This window comes from Paenibacillus caseinilyticus, assembly GCF_027533645.1.
GTDB classification, from domain to species: domain Bacteria; phylum Bacillota; class Bacilli; order Paenibacillales; family NBRC-103111; genus Paenibacillus_G; species Paenibacillus_G caseinilyticus.
Genome location: NZ_JAQAGY010000034.1, coordinates 40948 through 59948 on the forward strand (window position 1 = coordinate 40948; position 19001 = coordinate 59948).

A 19001-nucleotide genomic window follows, 5' to 3' on the forward strand; every position below is an offset into this window, starting at 1 on the left:
CCTCATCCGTAGTATGGCAGACTCTCTACAACCTAAAGTTTCTCAACCTGGTTGTAATCAAGCTCTAACGGAGTTTCCCTGCCGAACATGTTGACATGAACCTTCAACTTGGCTTTGTCGACGAGAATTTCTTCTACGGACCCGACAAAGTTCGCAAAAGGACCGACTTTCACGCGCACGGTTTCTTTGAGTTCGAAATCGATCTTCGGTTTCGGTTCCTCAATCCCCATGTGCTTGAGAATAGAGTCTACTTCCTCAGGAAGCAGCGCTGTTGGCTTCGATCCGGAACCGGTCGAACCAACAAACCCGGTAACGCCAGGCGTATTACGCACAACATACCAAGAATCGTCCGTCTGGATCATCTCCACAAGAACATATCCCGGATATACTTTACGCATAACCGTCTTTTTCTTACCGTCTTTGTTCACAAGCTCTTCTTCCATGGGTACGAGAACACGGAAGATCTTGTCCTTCATGTCCATGGATTCAACGCGTCTCTCCAAATTTGCCTTCACCTTGTTTTCATACCCGGAGTAGGTATGTACGACGTACCATCTTTTTTCCATTTCCATAGCGCCACCTGTAGTCATCATCATTCAAACACGAGGCGAAGCAGCTCAGAAATGCCCAAGTCTAACACGTAGAAGTACACCGTCACGAAGATGACCGTAAACAACACAACTAGCGTATAGGTAGTGAGCTCTTTACGGGTAGGCCACTTCACTTTCTTCAACTCTGCCCAGGCATCGCCGAAGAAAGAAAATGTGTTGCCGAATCCCTGCTTCATTCTAGCCAAAAAGGACACAACTACACCTCCAGAAAACTAGCGAGTCTCGCGATGAGCCGTTTGTTCATTGCAAAACTTGCAATATTTCTTCAACTCCATGCGGTCGGGATGGTTGCGCTTATTTTTGGAAGACGTATAGTTTCTTTGCTTGCAGTTCGTGCACGCTAGCGTGATGATCACCCGCATGATGTCACCTCCTACGGACCAGCCTCTAAATTTACCTTATGATACTAGAGTAATCGTTCTTTGCTTCTTCCACTTGCGTGGAATAAAAATCTAATAAAAATGAAGTAGCAAGCTTCAGATTTATCAAACCAGCAAAAAAACGCCTTTCGTCTCTAAGGCTACCTGAATACTTTAGCATACGCCCTTTTCCATGTCAAGAAAAAAGCAGAAAGTAAGCATCCGTCCCTTGCCGTTCAGTATGTACGGGGAACGATATTTTTAAACAAAGATTCCCAAAATCTCAGGGCGTTCCGCTCTTGTCAGGGACGAACAAACATTCTATAATGGAAGCAGATACTACCACGGCCCTCCGCCTAGGCTTATATTAATCAAGGATGTTGAAAATAAAAAAGCACCCTGCAGAGTAAATTGCAAGGTGCGTACTTTAGGCATCCCGTACTTCTAAATATCGTTCCAACTTGCGTTTGACCCGCTGCAGCGCATTGTCGATCGACTTCACATGCCTATCCAGGTCGACGGCAATCTCTTGATAAGACCTTCCGTCCAGATAAAGCATGAGTACGCGGCGCTCCAGATCGCTCAGAATTTCCCCCATCTTGTCTTCCAGACCGCTGAACTCTTCCTGATTGATGATCAATTCTTCCGGATCGGAAACCCGGGATCCACAGATCACATCGAGCAGCGTGCGATCGGAATCTTCGTCATAAATAGGCTTGTCCAGCGATACATACGAATTCAACGGAATATGCTTCTGGCGGGTAGCCGTCTTAATGGCCGTAATGATCTGACGGGTGATGCATAGTTCGGCAAACGCCTTGAAGGATGCAAGCTTATCGCCCCGAAAGTCACGTATTGCTTTATATAAGCCAATCATGCCTTCCTGCACGATATCTTCGCGATCGGCACCGATAAGAAAATAAGAACGCGCTTTGGCGCGTACAAAATTCTTATACTTGTTGATCAAGTATTCCAGTGCGTCACTGTCCCCTTCTCGGACCGCTTCGACAATATCTTCGTCTGCCTTGAGGTCGTATTCGGACATTCTCAACTCTTTGAGGTCGACACTCACCACAATCCCCCCGGCCTACGCTTGAAAGATAGGATTAGTATACATTATGTAATCTGCGATCGTCAACCGAATCCCCTGAAGAAAAACCTTTTTCTGACAGATAAGAACCCCGCCCTAATGGCCCCTTCTCCACTTCTCGAACAAGTCCCGTGTGTCCTTGTCCAGTTTTCCGTCAAAGGGATTCGTTCTGCGCTCCGTATCCTCTTCAATCTTGCGCCGGATATCTTGGCGTGCGGCACGAACCTTGACCAGCAATTCGGAAGCAGGGATGCGGAAGGCTCCTTTGCCGAAAATAACATGCTGTTCCGTCATGTCCGAGGTAGCTACATACACTTGTTTGCGCCGGCCTACATGAGCGATAACCAGCCGTTCGATTAACTCGTCCGCCGTTTCCTTTTCCTTCGTATAATACACCGGAAGCCGGCTTTGCAAATACTTGCCGCCAAGCCCCGGTACATAGTATGCGTCAAAAACCACAATCACTTTCATCCCTGAGAAGGATTGGTATTCCGCCATGATCTCGATCAGCCTGTCGCGCGCTTCCTCTAGACGAATGTCCTTCAGCCGCTGCAGCTGCGGCCAGGCTCCGATGATGTTGTAACCGTCCACGATCAGTATTTCTTGAATCATAGCGCTTCTCCGCTTTAGCGGGCAGCCATCCGCTGCCGCACGGTTTCGTACATGAATACCCCTGCGGCAACGGAAGCATTAAGAGAATTGATACTGCCGGACATGGGAAGCTTCAGGAGAAAATCGCATTTCTCCCGAATCAAACGTCCTATCCCCTTCTGTTCGTTACCGATCACAATGGCAAGAGGAAGGTTCAAGTTGGTCTGGAACACAGGCTGGGTCGCTCCTACATCTGCTCCTGCGATCCAGATCCCTTCTTTTTTCAGAAATTCTATCGTCTGAGCCAAATTCGTAACTCTTGCTACCGGTACATATTCCACTGCTCCGGCAGAGGTTTTGGACACCGTTGCCGTCAATCCCACCGAGCGTCGCTTCGGAATAATCACACCGTGAACCCCGGTACAGTCTGCCGTACGCAGAATCGACCCCAGGTTATGCGGATCTTCTATCTCATCAAGGAGCAGCAGGAAAGGTTCCTCGCCCTTCTCGCGGGCACGTGCAATGAGGTCCTCCACTTCCACATAGGCATATGCCGCTACCTGAGCGACTACACCCTGATGCTGTAAGCCCGGTGCAAGAGTATCCAATTTCCGTTTATCCGCAGACTGCACGATAACACCGAGCGCTTTGGCTTCGGTCAAAATAGGTGCAATAACCTGCTTTTGTGCTCCCTCAGCTATCCAAATTTTATTAATGGAACGCCCTGAACGCAGAGCCTCCATTACGGAATGTTTCCCGCCGATGATATCCTCATCCTTCTCTTCTTCCATCATGCTTCCCCCTCTCCTTTTGGCACAGCTTCCCCAGATTCCAGTGTTAACCGGAGCAGTTCTTGCAGCCGGTCCCACCTTCCCAAGTAATACAGGTAACCGATGAGACATTCAAATGCAGTACTGTGCCGGTACTCCAGAATGTCCGCGTTCTTGGCGGACGACCCCGACTTGGCGTTGCGCCCGCGCTTGACAATATCCGTTTCTTCTTCATCGAGCAGCGGCAGCCAACGCTCGAGCGCCTTCGCCTGTGCCTTGGCCGACACATAACGGGTACAAGTCTTATGCATGTGATTCGGCTTGTGGTTGGTTTGCGAGACGACATACTGTCTCACATATACCTCATATATGGCATCCCCCATGTACGCCAGTACTAGCGGGTTCAACAGCCGCGGTTCTTTAGCTGGAGGGAAAGCAAAGAGCCCTTCCCCCAGCTCCACTTCGGTCATTCTCACTGGATAATCCCCTATTTTCGGCGCCAGCGAATTCCCTGTGCCGTGTCTTCCAGCAGGATTCCCCGTGCTGTCAGCAGGTCACGGATTTCATCCGCACGCGCCCAATTTTTAGATTTACGTGCCTCGGTCCGATCGATAATGAGCTGCTCGACCTCGTCATCCAGCAGTCCCTCATCTTCCGGTGTTAGTATGCCCAGCACATTATCCATCGCCGCAAATTGCTCCAGAAGCAGCTGCAAGGAAGCCGCATGTACCGTAGCTCGTGCAGCATACGGATTCGCGAAGTTCACCAGCTCGAACATCGCCGTAATCGCATCCGGCGTATTGAAGTCATCATCCATTTTGGATTCAAACTGTTCTTTCACCGCACGGGTTGCTTCCGCTACTTCTGCTTCCGGTTCTCCCTCTACGGCCGATTGAAGACGGTGCTTAAGCCCCGCAATACAGTTCTCGAGACGAGCGAGACTGCCCTTCGCCTGTTCTACGGCTTCATCGCTGAAGTTCAATGGATTGCGGTAGTGTCCTGAGAGCATGAAGTAGCGGATGACCTCCGCGGGGATCGTCTGCAGGAGTCCGTTCACATTGATACCGTTGCCGAGAGACTTCGACATCTTCTCATTGTTGATATTCACGAAGCCATTGTGCATCCAGTAGTTCGACATAGCATGACCGGTCATACCCTCGGACTGTGCGATCTCACACTCATGATGAGGGAACGCGAGATCCTGTCCGCCGCCATGGATGTCAATCGTATCACCCAGGAATTTGCGGACCATGGCCGAGCACTCGATGTGCCATCCCGGACGTCCTTCGCCCCAAGGGGAGGACCAGGAGATCTCGCCTGGCTTGGCTGACTTCCACAGTACAAAGTCCTGCGGATTTTCTTTGCGCTCGTCTACATCGACCCGGATACCATATTGCAGCTCTTCCAGATTTTGGTGAGACAATTTGCCGTAGTCGGGGAAATTCTTGGTGCGGAAGTACACATCGCCGCCCGCTTCATACGCCAGATTCTTCTCCTCGAGCCCGGCTATAAAATCAATAATCTCGGTCATGTTCTGCGTGACCCTAGGGTGCAGCGTGGCTTCCCTCACTCCAAGCCCCTTCGTATCCTCGTAGTATTTCTGGATAAACAGATCCGCTAAGTCGGGTACGGTCATTCCCATATCCGCAGCCTTACGAATCAGCTTATCATCAACATCGGTAAAATTGACTATATAGGTCACTTGATATCCGATTGACTCTAAATAACGGCGTACCACATCAAAGAAAATAACCGGACGCGCATTGCCGATATGAATATAATCGTATACGGTAGGTCCGCACACATACATTTTCACTTGTCCGGGCTCGAGAGGCTTAAATTCTTCTTTGGTTCGGGACATCGTATTATAAATCTTCAGCGTCATTTCGTTACCTTCTCTCCGCTTGTGGATTTCATGGCTTCGAGCTCCATCTTCAGCTCATCGATTTGCTGCTGCGTCTGACGGAACATATCTACGACAGGATCGGGCAGCTTGTCGTGCTCCAGACGCCCTACTCTGACACCGTCCCGTTTGACAATCCTGCCCGGAATGCCGACTACCGTGCTGTTCGGAGGTACTTCGCTGAGAACCACCGCATTCGTACCAATCCGCGAGTTGTCCCCCACCGTGAAGGATCCGGTCACTTTGGCACCTGCCGATATGACCACATTATTGCCGATGGTCGGATGGCGCTTGCCCCGCTCTTTGCCTGTTCCACCAAGCGTTACCCCATGATAGAGCAGCACATCGTCACCAATCTCGCAGGTTTCGCCGATGACCACACCCATCCCGTGATCGATGAAGAAACGCCGGCCGATCGTGGCGCCGGGATGAATCTCGATCCCCGTCATGAAGCGGCTGACTTGGGAAATCACTCGCGCCACGGTGAACCAGCGGCTCCGATAGAACCAGTGGGCGATTCGATGCGCCCATAAGGCATGCAGGCCAGCATACGTGAACACGACTTCGAACCAGCCTCTAGCCGCAGGGTCGTTCTCGAAGATTGTTGCAATGTCTTCCTTCATTCTCCTAAACATACCAGCATCCCCACTTTCCCCGCCCTTATACCCATCGAATCAAGTCAGACCCTACCGCCTCCCCGACGCCGGGCCAATAAAAAAAAGCCCCTACAGCCTATTAAGGCTGCAGAGGCGTTCGAAGCGCGGTTCCACTCTGCTTGGGCTGGACTGGCAACGGAGGAATCCCCCAAGGCACAGCCTTCCCATCTTCATCGTTCGTAACGTGAACGTCACGGCACAGACTACCCTGCCTCTGCAGCTTGAATGCTCGCAGGCAGATCGTCTGTACGGCTCCCGGGTGCACTTCCGTCAGAAGGAGGATTGAGCGACTTGCAGCCAGGTCCCGCGGACCGGTCGCTCTCTCTGATAATCCTGCCCTCTGCGTACTTTCCCGTTCGTCGCCACGGACTATGATGTCGAAAATGTTATTGTCAGTATATCGGAAATCAAACCCTATTACAATAACTTCTTCAGCCTGGCCGCCACGGTATCCCGCCCTAACAAGAAGAGCGTCATATTGAGATCGGGTCCATGCATTTGTCCTGTAAGAGCTACGCGAATGGTCATAAAGAGCTGCTTGCCCTTGTAGCCCGTTTCGGTTTGTACGGCTTTGATCAGCCCTTTGAGCGCATCCACGCTGAATTCGGCGGCGCCCTCCACTTTGTCCAAGAAGCTGCGAAGAACTACGGGTGCATGTTCTTCGCCCAGCATAGCCTGGGCTTCTTCATCGAATCGGACATCCTCACGGAAGAAAAGCTCCGAGAGCGGCACGATCTCAGCCGCGTAGCTCAGCTGCTCTTGATAGAGTCCAATCAGGAAGTGTGCCCACTGCTGCTGTTCTGCCGTAAGCTCCTCCGGCAGCCGTCCAGCCTGCTGCAGATGAGGCAGCGCTAGCCCAACGATCCGGGCTGTGTCGGTCTTTTTGATGTAGGCATTGTTCATCCAATTCAGCTTATCCATATCAAATACCGCTGGACTCTTCGATACCCGGTCAAGATCGAACTGGGCGATGAGTTCTTCCTTGGTGAAGATCTCTTCTTCCCCTTTCGGCGACCAGCCGAGCAGCGCAATAAAGTTCATGACGGCTTCCGGCAAGTACCCAAGCTCGCGGTACTGCTCGATGAATTGGATGATCGACTCATCCCGCTTGCTCATCTTCTTGCGGTCCTGATTCAGAATCAAGGCCAGATGGGCAAACTCCGGTACGGGAAGGCCAAGCGCCTCATACATCATGATCTGACGCGGCGTATTCGTCAGGTGTTCTTCCCCGCGTATGACCAAGTTGATCTTCATCAGGTGGTCATCCAGGATAACGGCAAAGTTATATGTTGGGATCCCGTCAGGACGTACGATAATAAAGTCACCGATGCCATTCGTCTCGAACTCCACTTGCTCGCGGATCCGGTCTACGAACGAAATCGTCTTGTTCTCCGGCACACGGAAGCGAATCGACGGCTTGCGGCCTTCCGCTTCAAATGCGGCAACCTGCTCAGTCGTCAAGTTACGGCAGCGTCCGGAATACATTGGCATTTGCCCCGCCGCCTCCTGGGCTGCCCGCTCCTGCTCCAGGTCCGCCTCCGAACAGTAGCAGCGGTACGCATTGCCTTCGCGCAGAAGCTGCTCTACGTATGGCTGGTACAAATCCAGCCTCTCCGTCTGCCGGTAAGGACCGTAGGGGCCCCCGACATCCACGCTCTCGTCCCAGTCGACCCCCAGCCACTTCAGACCGTCAAGCTGGCTGCCGATCCCCGACTCCAAATGCCGCGTTTGATCCGTGTCCTCGAAGCGGATGATGAACTTGCCGCCTTCTTTACGCGCAAGCAAATAATCGAACAGAGCCGTTCTTGCCCCGCCGATATGTAAGTGTCCCGTGGGACTTGGAGCATACCTTACCCGAAACTCAGCCATTCCCCGTCTCTCCTCCCGGCCTTCCGCCGCGCTTTCCGCGCTGCTAGAAGGATATACCTGTCCAAAGTTTATTTGTTATCATAGCACATCTCGAATTAAACAAACAACCGCCTGTGCCGCGATCCCTTCTCCCCGGCCCGTGAACCCAAGCTGCTCCGTTGTCGTCGCTTTGACATTCACTTGAGAGGTCTCCGCTTCAAGCGCTGTGGCGATCCGCTCCACCATCGCCGGAATATGCGGGGCCATCTTAGGACGCTGGGCAATAATCGTACAATCCGTGTTGCCAAGCCGGTACCCCGCCGCCTTCGCGTGGCCCCATACCTGTTCGAGCAGTACGTAGCTGTCCGCATCCTTGAAGGCGGCGTCCGTATCCGGAAAGTGCTTGCCGATATCCCCGAGCCCCAGGGCGCCCAGGATGGCATCGCTTAGCGCATGAAGCAGGACGTCCGCATCGGAATGACCGAGCAGCCCTTTGTCGTAGGGGATGTTCACGCCGCCGATAATGCAGGGACGCCCCTCTACCAATTGATGCACATCGAATCCTTGACCCACTCGTATCATTGTGACACCTCTCCTCTCGCCTGACGCAGGATCCATTCCGCCCAAGGCAGGTCTTCCGGCGTCGTAATCTTGATATTATAGTAATCCGAAGGTACCACGGAGACATCATGGCCCAGCCACTCGACCAGCATCGCATCATCTGTCCCCTGGAACCCTTCCTGCTGCGCCTTCTCGTGGGCTTCGAGCAGCAGAGCAAAGCGAAAAGCCTGCGGGGTTTGGATCGCCCACAAGCTGCTTCGGTCGGGGGTAGATTCGATCGTTCCGTCTTGGCGGACGACCTTGATCGTATCCTTCACCGGAACGGCCAATACGGCCGCGCCCGTTTCTTTGACCCGCTGAAGGCAGGCGAGAACATGGTCCTCATGGGCAAATGGCCTTACCCCATCATGCACCATTACCCATTCTGTCGATGCATCCAAGGCAAGCAGCCCTTGGTGCACGGAGTCCTGCCTTTCTTTTCCCCCCGGTATAATATGCTTCAGTTTCGATAGTCCGTATTGAGCCGCGTAAGCACTGCAGCGCTGGAGGTCTTCCCTGCCGGTGACCAATACGATTTCCTCCACCGCACTTATCTTCTCGAACTGCTCCAGCGTATGTACGATAATGGGTTTGCCGTCCAGCAGCAAATACTGCTTGCTTTCCTTCGTTCCCATCCGCGATCCGCGGCCCGCCGCGACGATGATGATTCCGAGCTTATCCGCCATCTTGTCCACCTGCCATCGTTCTTGGCTTTAGGCGTTGCGGCCGGCGAATGCCGAGACGCGAGCATCCTAAGCGCATCCACTCTATCATACCGGATTAGAGCGCTTTTTCCAATAGCTTCGGCTTGGCGAAGATCATTCGTCCGGCGGACGTCTGCAGAACACTGGTCACAAGCACATCGAGCGTCGTACCAATAAAGTCTCGGCCTCCCTCGACTACGATCATCGTACCATCGTCCAGATAAGCAACGCCTTGACCGTGCTCTTTACCGTCTTTAATCACTTGCACCAGAATCTCTTCACCTGGCAGCACCACAGGCTTTACTGCGTTGGCCAGGTCGTTGATATTGAGCACCGATACGCCTTGCAGCTCGCATACCTTATTGAGGTTGAAGTCATTGGTGATAACCTTGCCCTGCAGGACCTTGGCGAGGCGAACCAGCTTGCTGTCCACTTCGGAGATCTCGTCAAAATCCCCTTCGTAGATCAACACCTTCACATCAAGCTCTTTCTGAATTTTGTTCAGAATATCCAACCCCCGCCGACCCCGGTTGCGCTTCAGCAGATCCGAGGAGTCCGCAATATGCTGAAGTTCTTCAAGTACGAACTCGGGAATCACGAGCGTGCCTTCAATAAAGCCGGTTTTGCATATATCTGCGATACGGCCGTCGATAATCACGCTGGTATCCAGTATTTTATGCTCCTCGAAGCCTTTGGCTTCTCCCTGATTGCCCCGGCTGCGATCTTTGCGTTTGTTCTCCACGAAGGCAACAAATTCATCCTTCTTGGCCCGGCCTAACCGGAAGCCGGCATACGTCATCACGGCGACACAGAGCATCAAGGGCAGCGGGTTCAGCGCCCCCGTCCTCTCCAATGGATAGAGCAGTACGGAAGAAACGACGAGTCCGATAACCATGCCTGCCGAACCGGCCATAAGGTCTGTAACCGGTACATTCGTGATTTGTTCTTCCCCTTGCTGTAGCAGCTGAAGCAGGCTGCGATAGATCCAACCGCTGAGCGCTCCGAACAGAAGCCCCCCGAGCACGAACATCCAAACCTTTTCTCCGCTTACTTCCAAACCCGTTACGGATGCTATGACGTCAAAAAGCGGAATTCCGATCATATCACTGCATTGAACACCCAGCACACCGCCGATAACTGAAAACAGAAGTTGGAACCCTTTCTTCATCATAGACTTCACCTCCATCAATTCCATATCATTTGATTGCCTCTCGTTACAATTATGAACCAAAACCTTCCTGCCTAATCCTGCTTGCTTCCAGAAAATAAAAAAACGCCGGTTTCCTGAAAGGAAACCGACGAGTATGGTACATCCGCCGTCACAAAAACATTAAATCGTAGTGGTTTTCGACTCAGCTTCTTCTTTCTTTTTTCTTCGGCGGCCGAGGAAGAAGAGTCGATCAACGTTTTTTTTTAGGCCGTACAGCGCGTAGAGAAGCAGCGGTACAAAAATCATTTTGGATAACGTACCCGGGAATTGAACGGCCACAACCACAGCGGCAATGACAACAACGGGCGTAATCCAGATCGCGGCTTTCGGAATACCGACTTTCTTGAAGTTCGGGTATTTCACGGTGCTGACCATTAGGTAAGAGAGCAGCAGCGTGGAGAGCACGAGAACGATCGTATTCAGTTCTTTATGGAACAAGGCCAGCGTACACAGGACGCCGCCAGCTGCCGGAATCGGCAGACCGATGAAGTAGCCCGGCGTACCTGCAACGACATTGAATCGGGCCAGTCGGAGCGCGCCGCAGATCGGGAAGATGGCTGTTACAATCCAAGCGGCTGCAGCGTTCATTTCGGTAAAAGCTACTACGTACATGATAAAAGCGGGGGCTACACCAAACGAGATGACATCGGACAGGGAATCCAGTTCTTTACCAAACTCGCTCTGAGCGTTGAGTGCGCGTGCTACTCGTCCGTCCAGACCGTCCAGAAGCATGGCTACGATGACCATAATGGCCGCCAGCTCCGGTTTATTATTAAACACCATGATAATTGCGATGATTCCTAAAAACAGGTTCCCGACGGTAAATACGTTCGGCAGGGATTTTGTTATCATTAGTTGGCTCCACCTCTGGTTATACTGTACCCTAATACTCCGTATTATATTAGGCTACCCTCTGATTGTATGCACTTTAGATATGTCTGTCAATGAGTACCTGATCTTGGATCCGCTTGAGACCTTCCTTAATGGCACGGGCACGCACCTCACCTATGCCGTCCACTTCATCCAGTTCTTCAATGGTGGCCATCATAAGATGCGGCAGCGTCTTGAATCGTTCAATCAAATTATTGATGATAACAGCAGGAAGTCTAGGAATTTTGTTCAGCACCCTGTACCCTCTTGGAGACACGCTCTCCTCGGCGCTTCCCGTAGCGTGAGGATATCCGAGTACCCGGGCGATATGCGAATGATCCAGCATCTCGTCTGTAGCCAAACGCTTTAAGGTGGCGAGTACTTCGCGGATTTTCTCTTCGCTAGGTTCCTTGATATAATCTTTTACGAGCAAATACGCTTCGAGTTCCGTATTTCCTACTAATTCTTCCAACTGCATCGAAATCAGGCGTCCTTCATTGCCCAGTTCGTTAATATAGCGCTTGATCTCCGCCTTAATCCTCAGAACCATCTCGACCCGTTGAATAACACCCGTTACGTCGTGAAGTGTGACCAGCTCCTCGAATTCCGATGCAGCCAAATTCGTCATCCCCTGGTCGAGAACGGATTTGTACTTCTCCAGCGTCTGGATGGCTTGATTGGCTTTGGTCAGGATCACGCCGATATCCTTCAATGCATACCTAAGCGTGCCTTGATACAGTGTGATGACATTCCGCCGCTGAGAGATGGATACCACCAGCTTGTGAGTCTGCTTGGCTACCCGTTCCGCAGTCCGATGCCGAATCCCCGTCTCGGTCGAAGAGATAGAGGAGTCCGGGATCAGCTGTGTATTGGCATAAAGAATCCGCTTGAGATCCTCACTTAAAATAATGGCGCCGTCCATCTTGGCCAGCTCATACAAATAGTTCGGTGAAAAGTCGCAGTTGATGGAGAAGCCGCCGTCGACAATCTCCATAACTTCCGGGCTGTAACCGACTACGATCAGCCCGCCTGTCTTCGCCCGCAGGACATTCTCCAGTCCGTCCCGGAAAGGTGTTCCCGGCGCAACAAGCTGCAGGAGCTGGCTCATTACATCCCGTTTGGCTTCTTCCTTGTTGCTCAAGGGTGTCCCTCCTATACTAAAGCAGCCGATAGCGCCTCGGCTACGGTGTTCACGCCAATAATCTCGATCCCCGCGGGGGGTGTCCATCCCTTGAGGCTCTTGTGCGGCAGGATGATCCGCTTGAAACCCAGCTTCTGCGCCTCACGGACCCGCTGGTCGACCCGGGAGACGCCCCTTACCTCGCCTGTGAGACCAATCTCGCCAATGATCACATCGAAGGGTTGCGTAGGCTGGTCGCGGAAGCTGGAAGCTATGCTTACGGCTACAGCCAAGTCCACGGCCGGCTCATCCAACTTCACGCCCCCGGCAATGTTCAGATATGCATCCTGGTTCTGGAGAAACATCCCCATACGCTTCTCTAAGACTGCAATAATTAGCGCAACCCGGTTGTGATCATACCCTGTAGCCATACGCCGCGGGGATGGAAAGTTCGTCTGGGAGACAAGCGCCTGCAGCTCGACCAGGACCGGACGTGTACCCTCCATGGAAGCTACTACCGTCGAGCCGGCGACCCCGAGCGGGCGTTCCGAGAGGAATAGCTCCGAAGGATTGCTCACCTCCACGAGCCCCGATTCCTGCATTTCGAAGATTCCGATTTCATTCGTCGAGCCGAAGCGGTTCTTGACTGCCCGAAGGAGACGGTACGAGTGATGCCGTTCTCCTTCGAAATATAGCACGCAGTCGACCATATGCTCCAGCATACGGGGGCCGGCAATGGCTCCTTCTTTGGTAACATGGCCAACGAGCACGGTGGCTATACCTTTGCCCTTGGCTATCCTCATGAAATGGCCCGTGCATTCCCGGACCTGCGATACGCTCCCCGGTGCGGATTCAACCGCAGGATGATAGACCGTCTGTATGGAGTCGATGACGACAAAATCCGGGCGAATTTCATCGATTGCCGCTTCGATGAACTGTGCGTTGGTTTCGGACAGGACAAAGAGCAGGGGTGAAATGGCCTGAAGGCGATCCGCACGCAGCTTAGTCTGGCGTATCGATTCCTCGCCTGAGATGTACAGTACCTTACAATCCTGCTTAGTGAGTTCGTAGGAAGTTTGGAGCAGGAGCGTGGACTTACCGATCCCTGGGTCGCCGCCTACCAGAATCAGGGAGCCTGGAACGATTCCTCCCCCGAGTACCCTGTTCAGTTCACGGTTCTCCGTGACGATGCGTTCTTCTTCACTGCTTTCTATGTTTATAATGGAAACGGCCTTTTCTTTCTTCTCCGCGGATCCGCCATGGAATCCCCGTCTCTTGGATACCGTCTCGATTTCCTCCACGAATGAATTCCATGCCTGACAACCGGGACATTTACCCAGCCACTTCGGCGATTCATATCCGCACTCCGAACAAAAGAACTTCGTCTTGGTCTTTGCCATGTTGTGATCACTGCCTTTCAGTTCCATTACAAAGTTTACCATGGTTTCCCATGGCTTGAAAACCCTTGCGTTGCCTATACGCAAAAAAAGAAGCCCTGCAGCCAACACGTGGACTACAGGAGCTTCCTTTGTATCTAAAACGGACACGCTTAGCATTCAAACGTGCAGAGAACGCTTATGCCTGTGTAGTGACGCCTTGCGTACGTTCCACGATCAAATCTCCGTCTTTCTCATCAATGGTGAGCGTATCGCCTTTGTTGATATTGCCGCGGAGAAGCTCTTCGGACAACCGGTCTTCGATGTGCTTCTGAATTGCCCGGCGCAGCGGTCTCGCACCGAAGGTAGGATCGTACCCTTCTTTGGCCAGGAATGCTTTGGCTGAATCGGTCAGGATAAAGTCCACTTCCTGCTCCTTCAGACGCTTACGCAGCTCTTCCGCCATCAGAGACACGATTTGGCCGATGTGGCCTTCGTCCAAAGAATGGAACACGATGATCTCGTCGATCCGGTTCAGGAACTCCGGACGGAAGCTTTTCTTGAGCTCGCCCATCACTTTATCCTTCATATTGCCGTATTCCTTACCGGCATCAATCGTCGCCGTGAATCCAAGCGTCGAGTTTTTCTTAATGACATCGGCCCCTACGTTGGACGTCATAATGATCAACGTATTCCGGAAATCCACCGTGCGGCCTTTGGAATCCGTCAAACGGCCGTCTTCCAGTACCTGCAGCAGGATGTTGAATACTTCAGGATGGGCCTTCTCGATTTCGTCGAGCAAGACTACCGAATAAGGCTTGCGGCGTACTTTTTCGGTAAGCTGGCCGCCCTCTTCATAGCCGACATATCCTGGAGGCGCTCCAACGAGACGGGAGGTAGAGTGTTTCTCCATGTACTCCGACATATCGATACGAATGACCGAGTTTTCATCGCCGAACAAGGATTCAGCCAAAGCTCGAGCCAGTTCCGTCTTACCTACGCCTGTCGGGCCCAAGAAGATAAAGGAACCCATCGGACGCTTCGGATCCTTGAGGCCCGCTCTTGCGCGGCGGATAGCACGGGAGACTGCCTTGACCGCTTCGTCTTGGCCGATCACCCGGTCATGCAGGATGGACTCCATCTGCAGCAGACGCTGGGTTTCTTCCTCGGCCAGCTTCACGACCGGAATGCCGGTCCAGCTAGCCACCACCTGTGCGATATCATCTGGTGTAACCTCTGAGTCCGTACGGCCCTGCTTTTCTTTCCACTCGTTCTTGGTCAGATCCAGTTCTTCACGCAGCTTCTGCTCCGTATCGCGAAGGGAAGCAGCCTTCTCGAACTCCTGGCTCTGCACCGCAGCGTCTTTCTCCTTGCGGATATCCTCCAAGCGGCTTTCGAGCTTCTTCAGATCCGGTGGTACCGTGTAAGAGCGGAGCCTTACCTTGGAGCTGGCCTCATCGATTAAGTCGATGGCTTTGTCCGGCAGGAAGCGGTCCGTGATATAACGGTCCGACAGCTTCACTGCTTGTTCAATCGCTTCATCGGTAATCTTCACGCGGTGATGCGCTTCGTAACGGTCACGCAGACCATGAAGAATCTGAATCGCTTCATCCGGGGACGGCTGATCGACCGTAATCGGTTGGAAGCGGCGCTCCAGCGCTGCGTCTTTTTCAATATATTTGCGGTATTCATCAAGCGTAGTGGCCCCGATGCACTGCAGCTCCCCGCGGGCTAGGGCCGGCTTCAGGATATTGGAGGCATCGATCGCGCCTTCCGCTCCCCCTGCACCGATCAGCGTATGCAGCTCATCGATGAACAGTACGATGTTCCCTGCTTGACGAATTTCATCCATGATCTTTTTGAGGCGGTCCTCAAACTCACCACGGTACTTTGTACCGGCCACGACCGACCCCATATCCAGCGTCATGACGCGTTTGTCACGAAGCGTTTCGGGGATTTCGTTAGCGACAATCTTCTGGGCAAGCCCCTCAGCAATCGCGGTTTTACCAACACCCGGTTCACCGATAAGAACCGGATTGTTCTTGGTCCGGCGGCTGAGCACCTGGATGACACGCTCAATCTCCTTGCTGCGGCCGATGACCGGATCCAAATTGCCTTCCTTCGCATAGGAGGTGAGATCGCGGGCCAAGCCATCCAGCGTAGGTGTATTCACATTGGCCGAGTTACCATGATTCGGCGAGACTACTTCGCTGCTGCCAAGCAGCTGGAGCACCTGCTGGCGAGCCTTGTTTAGACTCACTCCAAGATTACCGAGCACACGTGCAGCTACGCCTTCTCCTTCACGGATCAGACCGAGCAGGATGTGTTCCGTCCCCACATACGTATGTCCCAGCTTGCGGGCCTCGTCCATCGACAATTCGATGACCTTCTTGGCACGTGGAGTGTAGGCAATATTCGAAGGTTGTTCTTGGCCTCTGCCGATAAGGGATTCCACCTCATCCTGGATTTTCTCCAAACCGAGTCCCAGAGCGATCAAAGCTTTCGCCGCAATCCCTTCGCCTTCGCGAATCAGGCCGAGCAGGATGTGCTCCGTCCCAATATTGTTATGTCCCAAGCGTACCGCTTCTTCTTGAGCCAAAGACAACACTTTCTGTGCGCGTTCCGTAAATCTGCCAAACATCATGTATAACACCTCCATGGTTGGTATAACGAATAAGGTAGTTTCATTACTAAGTCAGCGATTCAGCCGGTTTCCGAGATTTTCTCACGGATAAGCTGAGCCCTTCTTATGTCTCTTTCTTCAGGAGTAAGCTTTTCTCCTGCTGTTTGTTGTAAAAAACCGGGTTGCGTCATAACCAGCAGCTCATTTAGCACATGCGGAGATACATTCTTGATGAAACCAAGGTCAATCCCGAGCCTGACGTCGGAGAGCCTTTGGGCTGCCTCCTTCGAATCCATGATGGCTGCATAGGACAGCACCCCATAAGAGCGGCTTACCCGGTCCAGGATTTTGGGCCGCGTCTCATACACAAGCTTCTGCCGCGCTGCACGCTCATGCTCTATGATCTGACGAACCACGCTGTACAAATTATCAATAATCTCTTCTTCCGACTGCCCTAAGGTAATCTGATTGGAGATCTGGAACAAGTTCCCGAGGGCCTCGCTTCCCTCTCCGTACAAACCTCTGACCGCGAGTCCAACTTGGGTAATCGCTGATAGGATCCGGTTAATCTGCTGCGTCAAAACAAGCGCGGGAAGATGAATCATCACCGATGCCCGAATCCCCGTTCCCACATTCGTCGGACAGCTTGTCATATAGCCACGCTTCTCATCGAAGGCGTATTCCAGTTGAGACTCGAACACATCATCGATCTGTCCGGCCAAATCCCATGCTTCCTTGATCTGAAAGCCCGGGCACAAGCATTGTATTCGAAGGTGGTCCTCTTCATTCACCATGATCGAAATCGACTCATTATCACTAAGAATAACGGATCCATTCCTCGATTCATTGGCCAGTGCCGGGGAGATCAAGTGCTTCTCCACAAGTACGCGTCGCTCAAGCTCGTCAAGATCGGCAAGAGGCAGCAGCGTAAAGCGCGAGATGGTATTCAGTTCTTCACTGTCCATCGCCTTAGCGGCCAGCTCTGCAACCTCTTTGGACTGTCCGTTCGTTGCAAGCATGGGAAAAGGGTAGGCCCGGATATTACGGGCAAGACGGATCCGGCTGGAGATGACGATATCCGAATCAGGCCCTTCTCCCCTCATCCATTCACTCAGAGCATGCTGGGTGAAACGGCTCGCTTCCGTCATATGCATTCCTCCTTCGGCATAAGCGGGTTACCCTTCGGCAACCTTCTTCTCCAGTTCACGGATTTGATCCCGAATCTGAGCCGCCTGCTCGAATTCTTCATTCTCTATGCTAACCAGCATGTCTTTCTTCAACTGGTCGATGTCTCGTTTGTACTTAATTAACCCTCCCGAGCGCCTTGGAACCTTCCCCGTATGGACGATATTGCCATGCACTCTTTTAAAGAGCGGGTCCAGTTTGTCTCCGAAGTGCTTATAGCACTCACTGCAGCCGAATCGTCCCACCTTGCTGAATTGGCTGTAGGTTAACCCGCAATGCTCACAACGCGTGGGCTGAGGCTTGCTTGCTGCTGTACTATGGGTTGACGGTTCGAAATCCAGAAGCCCGCTGAGCAGATTGTGAATCGAGAAGCCGTTAGGCGTGCCTGGAATCAGTTCTCCCTTTTCCCTCGCACAGGATTCACAAATGTGAAACTCCGTTTTTTCACCATTCAGGATTTTTGTAAAATGCAGAGTTGCCTGCTTTTTTCCGCATTCCTGACAAAGCATCCGGTTCCCTCCTTTACAACTGCCATAGGCAGTGCCGCATGGTACATTCATGAACTTATTTGCTTAGTAATGCAATGAGCATCGCTTTCAGCATCCGGGCTCGAAGTTCGTCTCTCGCCGGCAGTTTCAATGCAATTACTTCACGGGCCACTGCCGCCTTCATGATGCCGGCCTCCCGTGTCGTTATGAATCCACCTTCTTCGAGCTGATACAATAAGCCTTCTGAAGCGGTTTGATCCATGTGTGTCGAGATGGTTTGGAAAATATGATCGAGCACCGCACCATGAGAATGAAGCTCGATCCTCTGGATTCGTATGTAGCCCCCGCCTCCCCGTTTGCTCTCGACAACGTATCCCTTCTCGAGCGTAAAACGGGTACTAATTACATAATTAATCTGGGAGGGCACACATTGAAACTGATCTGCCAGATCGTTGCGCTGAATCTCGATCACGCCATCGGGGCTCTGCTGCAATACCTGCTTCAGATACTGTTCGATCATTTCTGAAACATTACGCATCCATTCGACCTCCAAAGGCTAAGTATACGAAGAAAAACGCCTACGGTGCCTATTTAGGCACAAGTGATGAGGTACGCACAGTGAACTTGCGACATAAGCACAACAGTATACTCCTCACAATTAACCAAGATCACTGACTTTGACTTTCTTTGACTTTGAATACATTATAGCAGATTTACACAAGATTGCAACAGGTCTGCCATGCCACAGCTCTAAGTTGATGATGCTTCTAAGTTCATTATTCCCCAAATTGAGTGCAAAAAGAACCCCTCTAGATGAAAACATCTAAAGGGGTTCTATAGTTGCTTGGCGACGTTCTACTCTCCCAGGACCCTACGGTCCAAGTACCATCGACGCTGGAAGGCTTAACGTTCGTGTTCGGGATGGGTACGCGTGGTTCCCTTCCGCCATCATCACCAAACGGTTTGTGATGTATCTGCCAGGATACACCGGTCTTTC

Annotated in this window: 20 protein-coding genes and 1 rRNA gene; all 21 read right to left on the minus strand. The window is 52.2% G+C overall.

The window, feature by feature from the left end:
• Positions 1-32: 32 nt before the first annotated feature.
• Complete coding sequence (gene nusG / locus O9H32_RS30660; RefSeq protein WP_269869891.1) at positions 33-566, minus strand: transcription termination/antitermination protein NusG; 534 nt, start codon at positions 564-566, stop codon at positions 33-35.
• A gap of 26 nt (positions 567-592) precedes the next feature.
• Positions 593-805, minus strand: coding sequence for a preprotein translocase subunit SecE (gene secE / locus O9H32_RS30665; protein WP_013921179.1), 213 nt, complete (start codon positions 803-805; stop codon positions 593-595).
• An 18-nt stretch (positions 806-823) separates the two neighbouring features.
• Positions 824-973, minus strand: a complete 150-nt coding sequence (gene rpmG, locus O9H32_RS30670) for a 50S ribosomal protein L33 (RefSeq protein ID WP_014372565.1) — start codon at positions 971-973, stop codon at positions 824-826.
• 424 nt (positions 974-1397) lie between these two features.
• Entirely contained in the window at positions 1398-2042 is a 645-nt protein-coding gene (gene sigH / locus O9H32_RS30675; RefSeq protein ID WP_014372566.1) for an RNA polymerase sporulation sigma factor SigH, read from the minus strand.
• Positions 2043-2156: 114 nt separating this feature from the next.
• On the minus strand, positions 2157-2672 hold the full coding sequence (locus O9H32_RS30680) for an NYN domain-containing protein (RefSeq protein ID WP_269869892.1): 516 nt from the start codon (positions 2670-2672) through the stop codon (positions 2157-2159).
• A gap of 14 nt (positions 2673-2686) precedes the next feature.
• Positions 2687-3445 (minus strand): 23S rRNA (guanosine(2251)-2'-O)-methyltransferase RlmB, encoded by a 759-nt coding sequence (rlmB, locus tag O9H32_RS30685; RefSeq protein WP_406627432.1) that lies wholly within the window; start codon positions 3443-3445, stop codon positions 2687-2689.
• Positions 3442-3891 (minus strand): Mini-ribonuclease 3, encoded by a 450-nt coding sequence (locus O9H32_RS30690; protein ID WP_269869909.1) that lies wholly within the window; start codon positions 3889-3891, stop codon positions 3442-3444. Before O9H32_RS30690 ends, rlmB begins: the two co-directional genes overlap by 4 nt.
• Before the next feature lie 17 nt (positions 3892-3908).
• Entirely contained in the window at positions 3909-5306 is a 1398-nt protein-coding gene (gene cysS / locus O9H32_RS30695; RefSeq protein WP_269869893.1) for a cysteine--tRNA ligase, read from the minus strand.
• Positions 5303-5959 carry a serine O-acetyltransferase gene (cysE, locus tag O9H32_RS30700; RefSeq protein WP_269869894.1) on the minus strand — a complete coding sequence of 219 codons (657 nt, stop codon included), beginning with the start codon at positions 5957-5959 and terminating at the stop codon, positions 5303-5305. The genes cysS and cysE overlap by 4 nt, the downstream gene beginning before the upstream one ends.
• A 438-nt stretch (positions 5960-6397) precedes the next feature.
• Positions 6398-7849, minus strand: coding sequence for a glutamate--tRNA ligase (gene gltX, locus O9H32_RS30705; protein ID WP_269869895.1), 1452 nt, complete (start codon positions 7847-7849; stop codon positions 6398-6400).
• A gap of 78 nt (positions 7850-7927) precedes the next feature.
• Positions 7928-8410, minus strand: coding sequence for a 2-C-methyl-D-erythritol 2,4-cyclodiphosphate synthase (ispF, locus tag O9H32_RS30710; RefSeq protein WP_269869896.1), 483 nt, complete (start codon positions 8408-8410; stop codon positions 7928-7930).
• The gene (gene ispD, locus O9H32_RS30715; RefSeq protein WP_269869897.1) at positions 8407-9114 is read right to left on the minus strand and encodes a 2-C-methyl-D-erythritol 4-phosphate cytidylyltransferase; all 708 of its coding nucleotides are present in this window, start codon (positions 9112-9114) and stop codon (positions 8407-8409) included. Before ispD ends, ispF begins: the two co-directional genes overlap by 4 nt.
• A 94-nt stretch (positions 9115-9208) precedes the next feature.
• Entirely contained in the window at positions 9209-10303 is a 1095-nt protein-coding gene (locus tag O9H32_RS30720; RefSeq protein ID WP_269869898.1) for a PIN/TRAM domain-containing protein, read from the minus strand.
• A 159-nt stretch (positions 10304-10462) separates the two neighbouring features.
• Positions 10463-11194, minus strand: a complete 732-nt coding sequence (gene pssA, locus O9H32_RS30725; protein ID WP_269869899.1) for a CDP-diacylglycerol--serine O-phosphatidyltransferase — start codon at positions 11192-11194, stop codon at positions 10463-10465.
• 76 nt (positions 11195-11270) lie between these two features.
• The gene (gene disA / locus O9H32_RS30730; RefSeq protein ID WP_269869900.1) at positions 11271-12353 is read right to left on the minus strand and encodes a DNA integrity scanning diadenylate cyclase DisA; all 1083 of its coding nucleotides are present in this window, start codon (positions 12351-12353) and stop codon (positions 11271-11273) included.
• A gap of 11 nt (positions 12354-12364) precedes the next feature.
• On the minus strand, positions 12365-13732 hold the full coding sequence (gene radA, locus O9H32_RS30735) for a DNA repair protein RadA (RefSeq protein ID WP_269869901.1): 1368 nt from the start codon (positions 13730-13732) through the stop codon (positions 12365-12367).
• A 175-nt stretch (positions 13733-13907) separates the two neighbouring features.
• Complete coding sequence (gene clpC / locus O9H32_RS30740) at positions 13908-16352, minus strand: ATP-dependent protease ATP-binding subunit ClpC (protein ID WP_269869902.1); 2445 nt, start codon at positions 16350-16352, stop codon at positions 13908-13910.
• Positions 16353-16411: 59 nt separating this feature from the next.
• Entirely contained in the window at positions 16412-17479 is a 1068-nt protein-coding gene (locus O9H32_RS30745) for a protein arginine kinase (RefSeq protein ID WP_269869903.1), read from the minus strand.
• 27 nt (positions 17480-17506) lie between these two features.
• On the minus strand, positions 17507-18025 hold the full coding sequence (locus O9H32_RS30750; RefSeq protein WP_269869904.1) for a UvrB/UvrC motif-containing protein: 519 nt from the start codon (positions 18023-18025) through the stop codon (positions 17507-17509).
• A 55-nt stretch (positions 18026-18080) separates the two neighbouring features.
• Entirely contained in the window at positions 18081-18542 is a 462-nt protein-coding gene (locus O9H32_RS30755) for a CtsR family transcriptional regulator (RefSeq protein ID WP_269869905.1), read from the minus strand.
• Positions 18543-18846: 304 nt separating this feature from the next.
• Positions 18847-18963: ribosomal RNA gene (gene rrf, locus O9H32_RS30760) — 5S ribosomal RNA — on the minus strand.
• Positions 18964-19001: the final 38 nt, after the last annotated feature.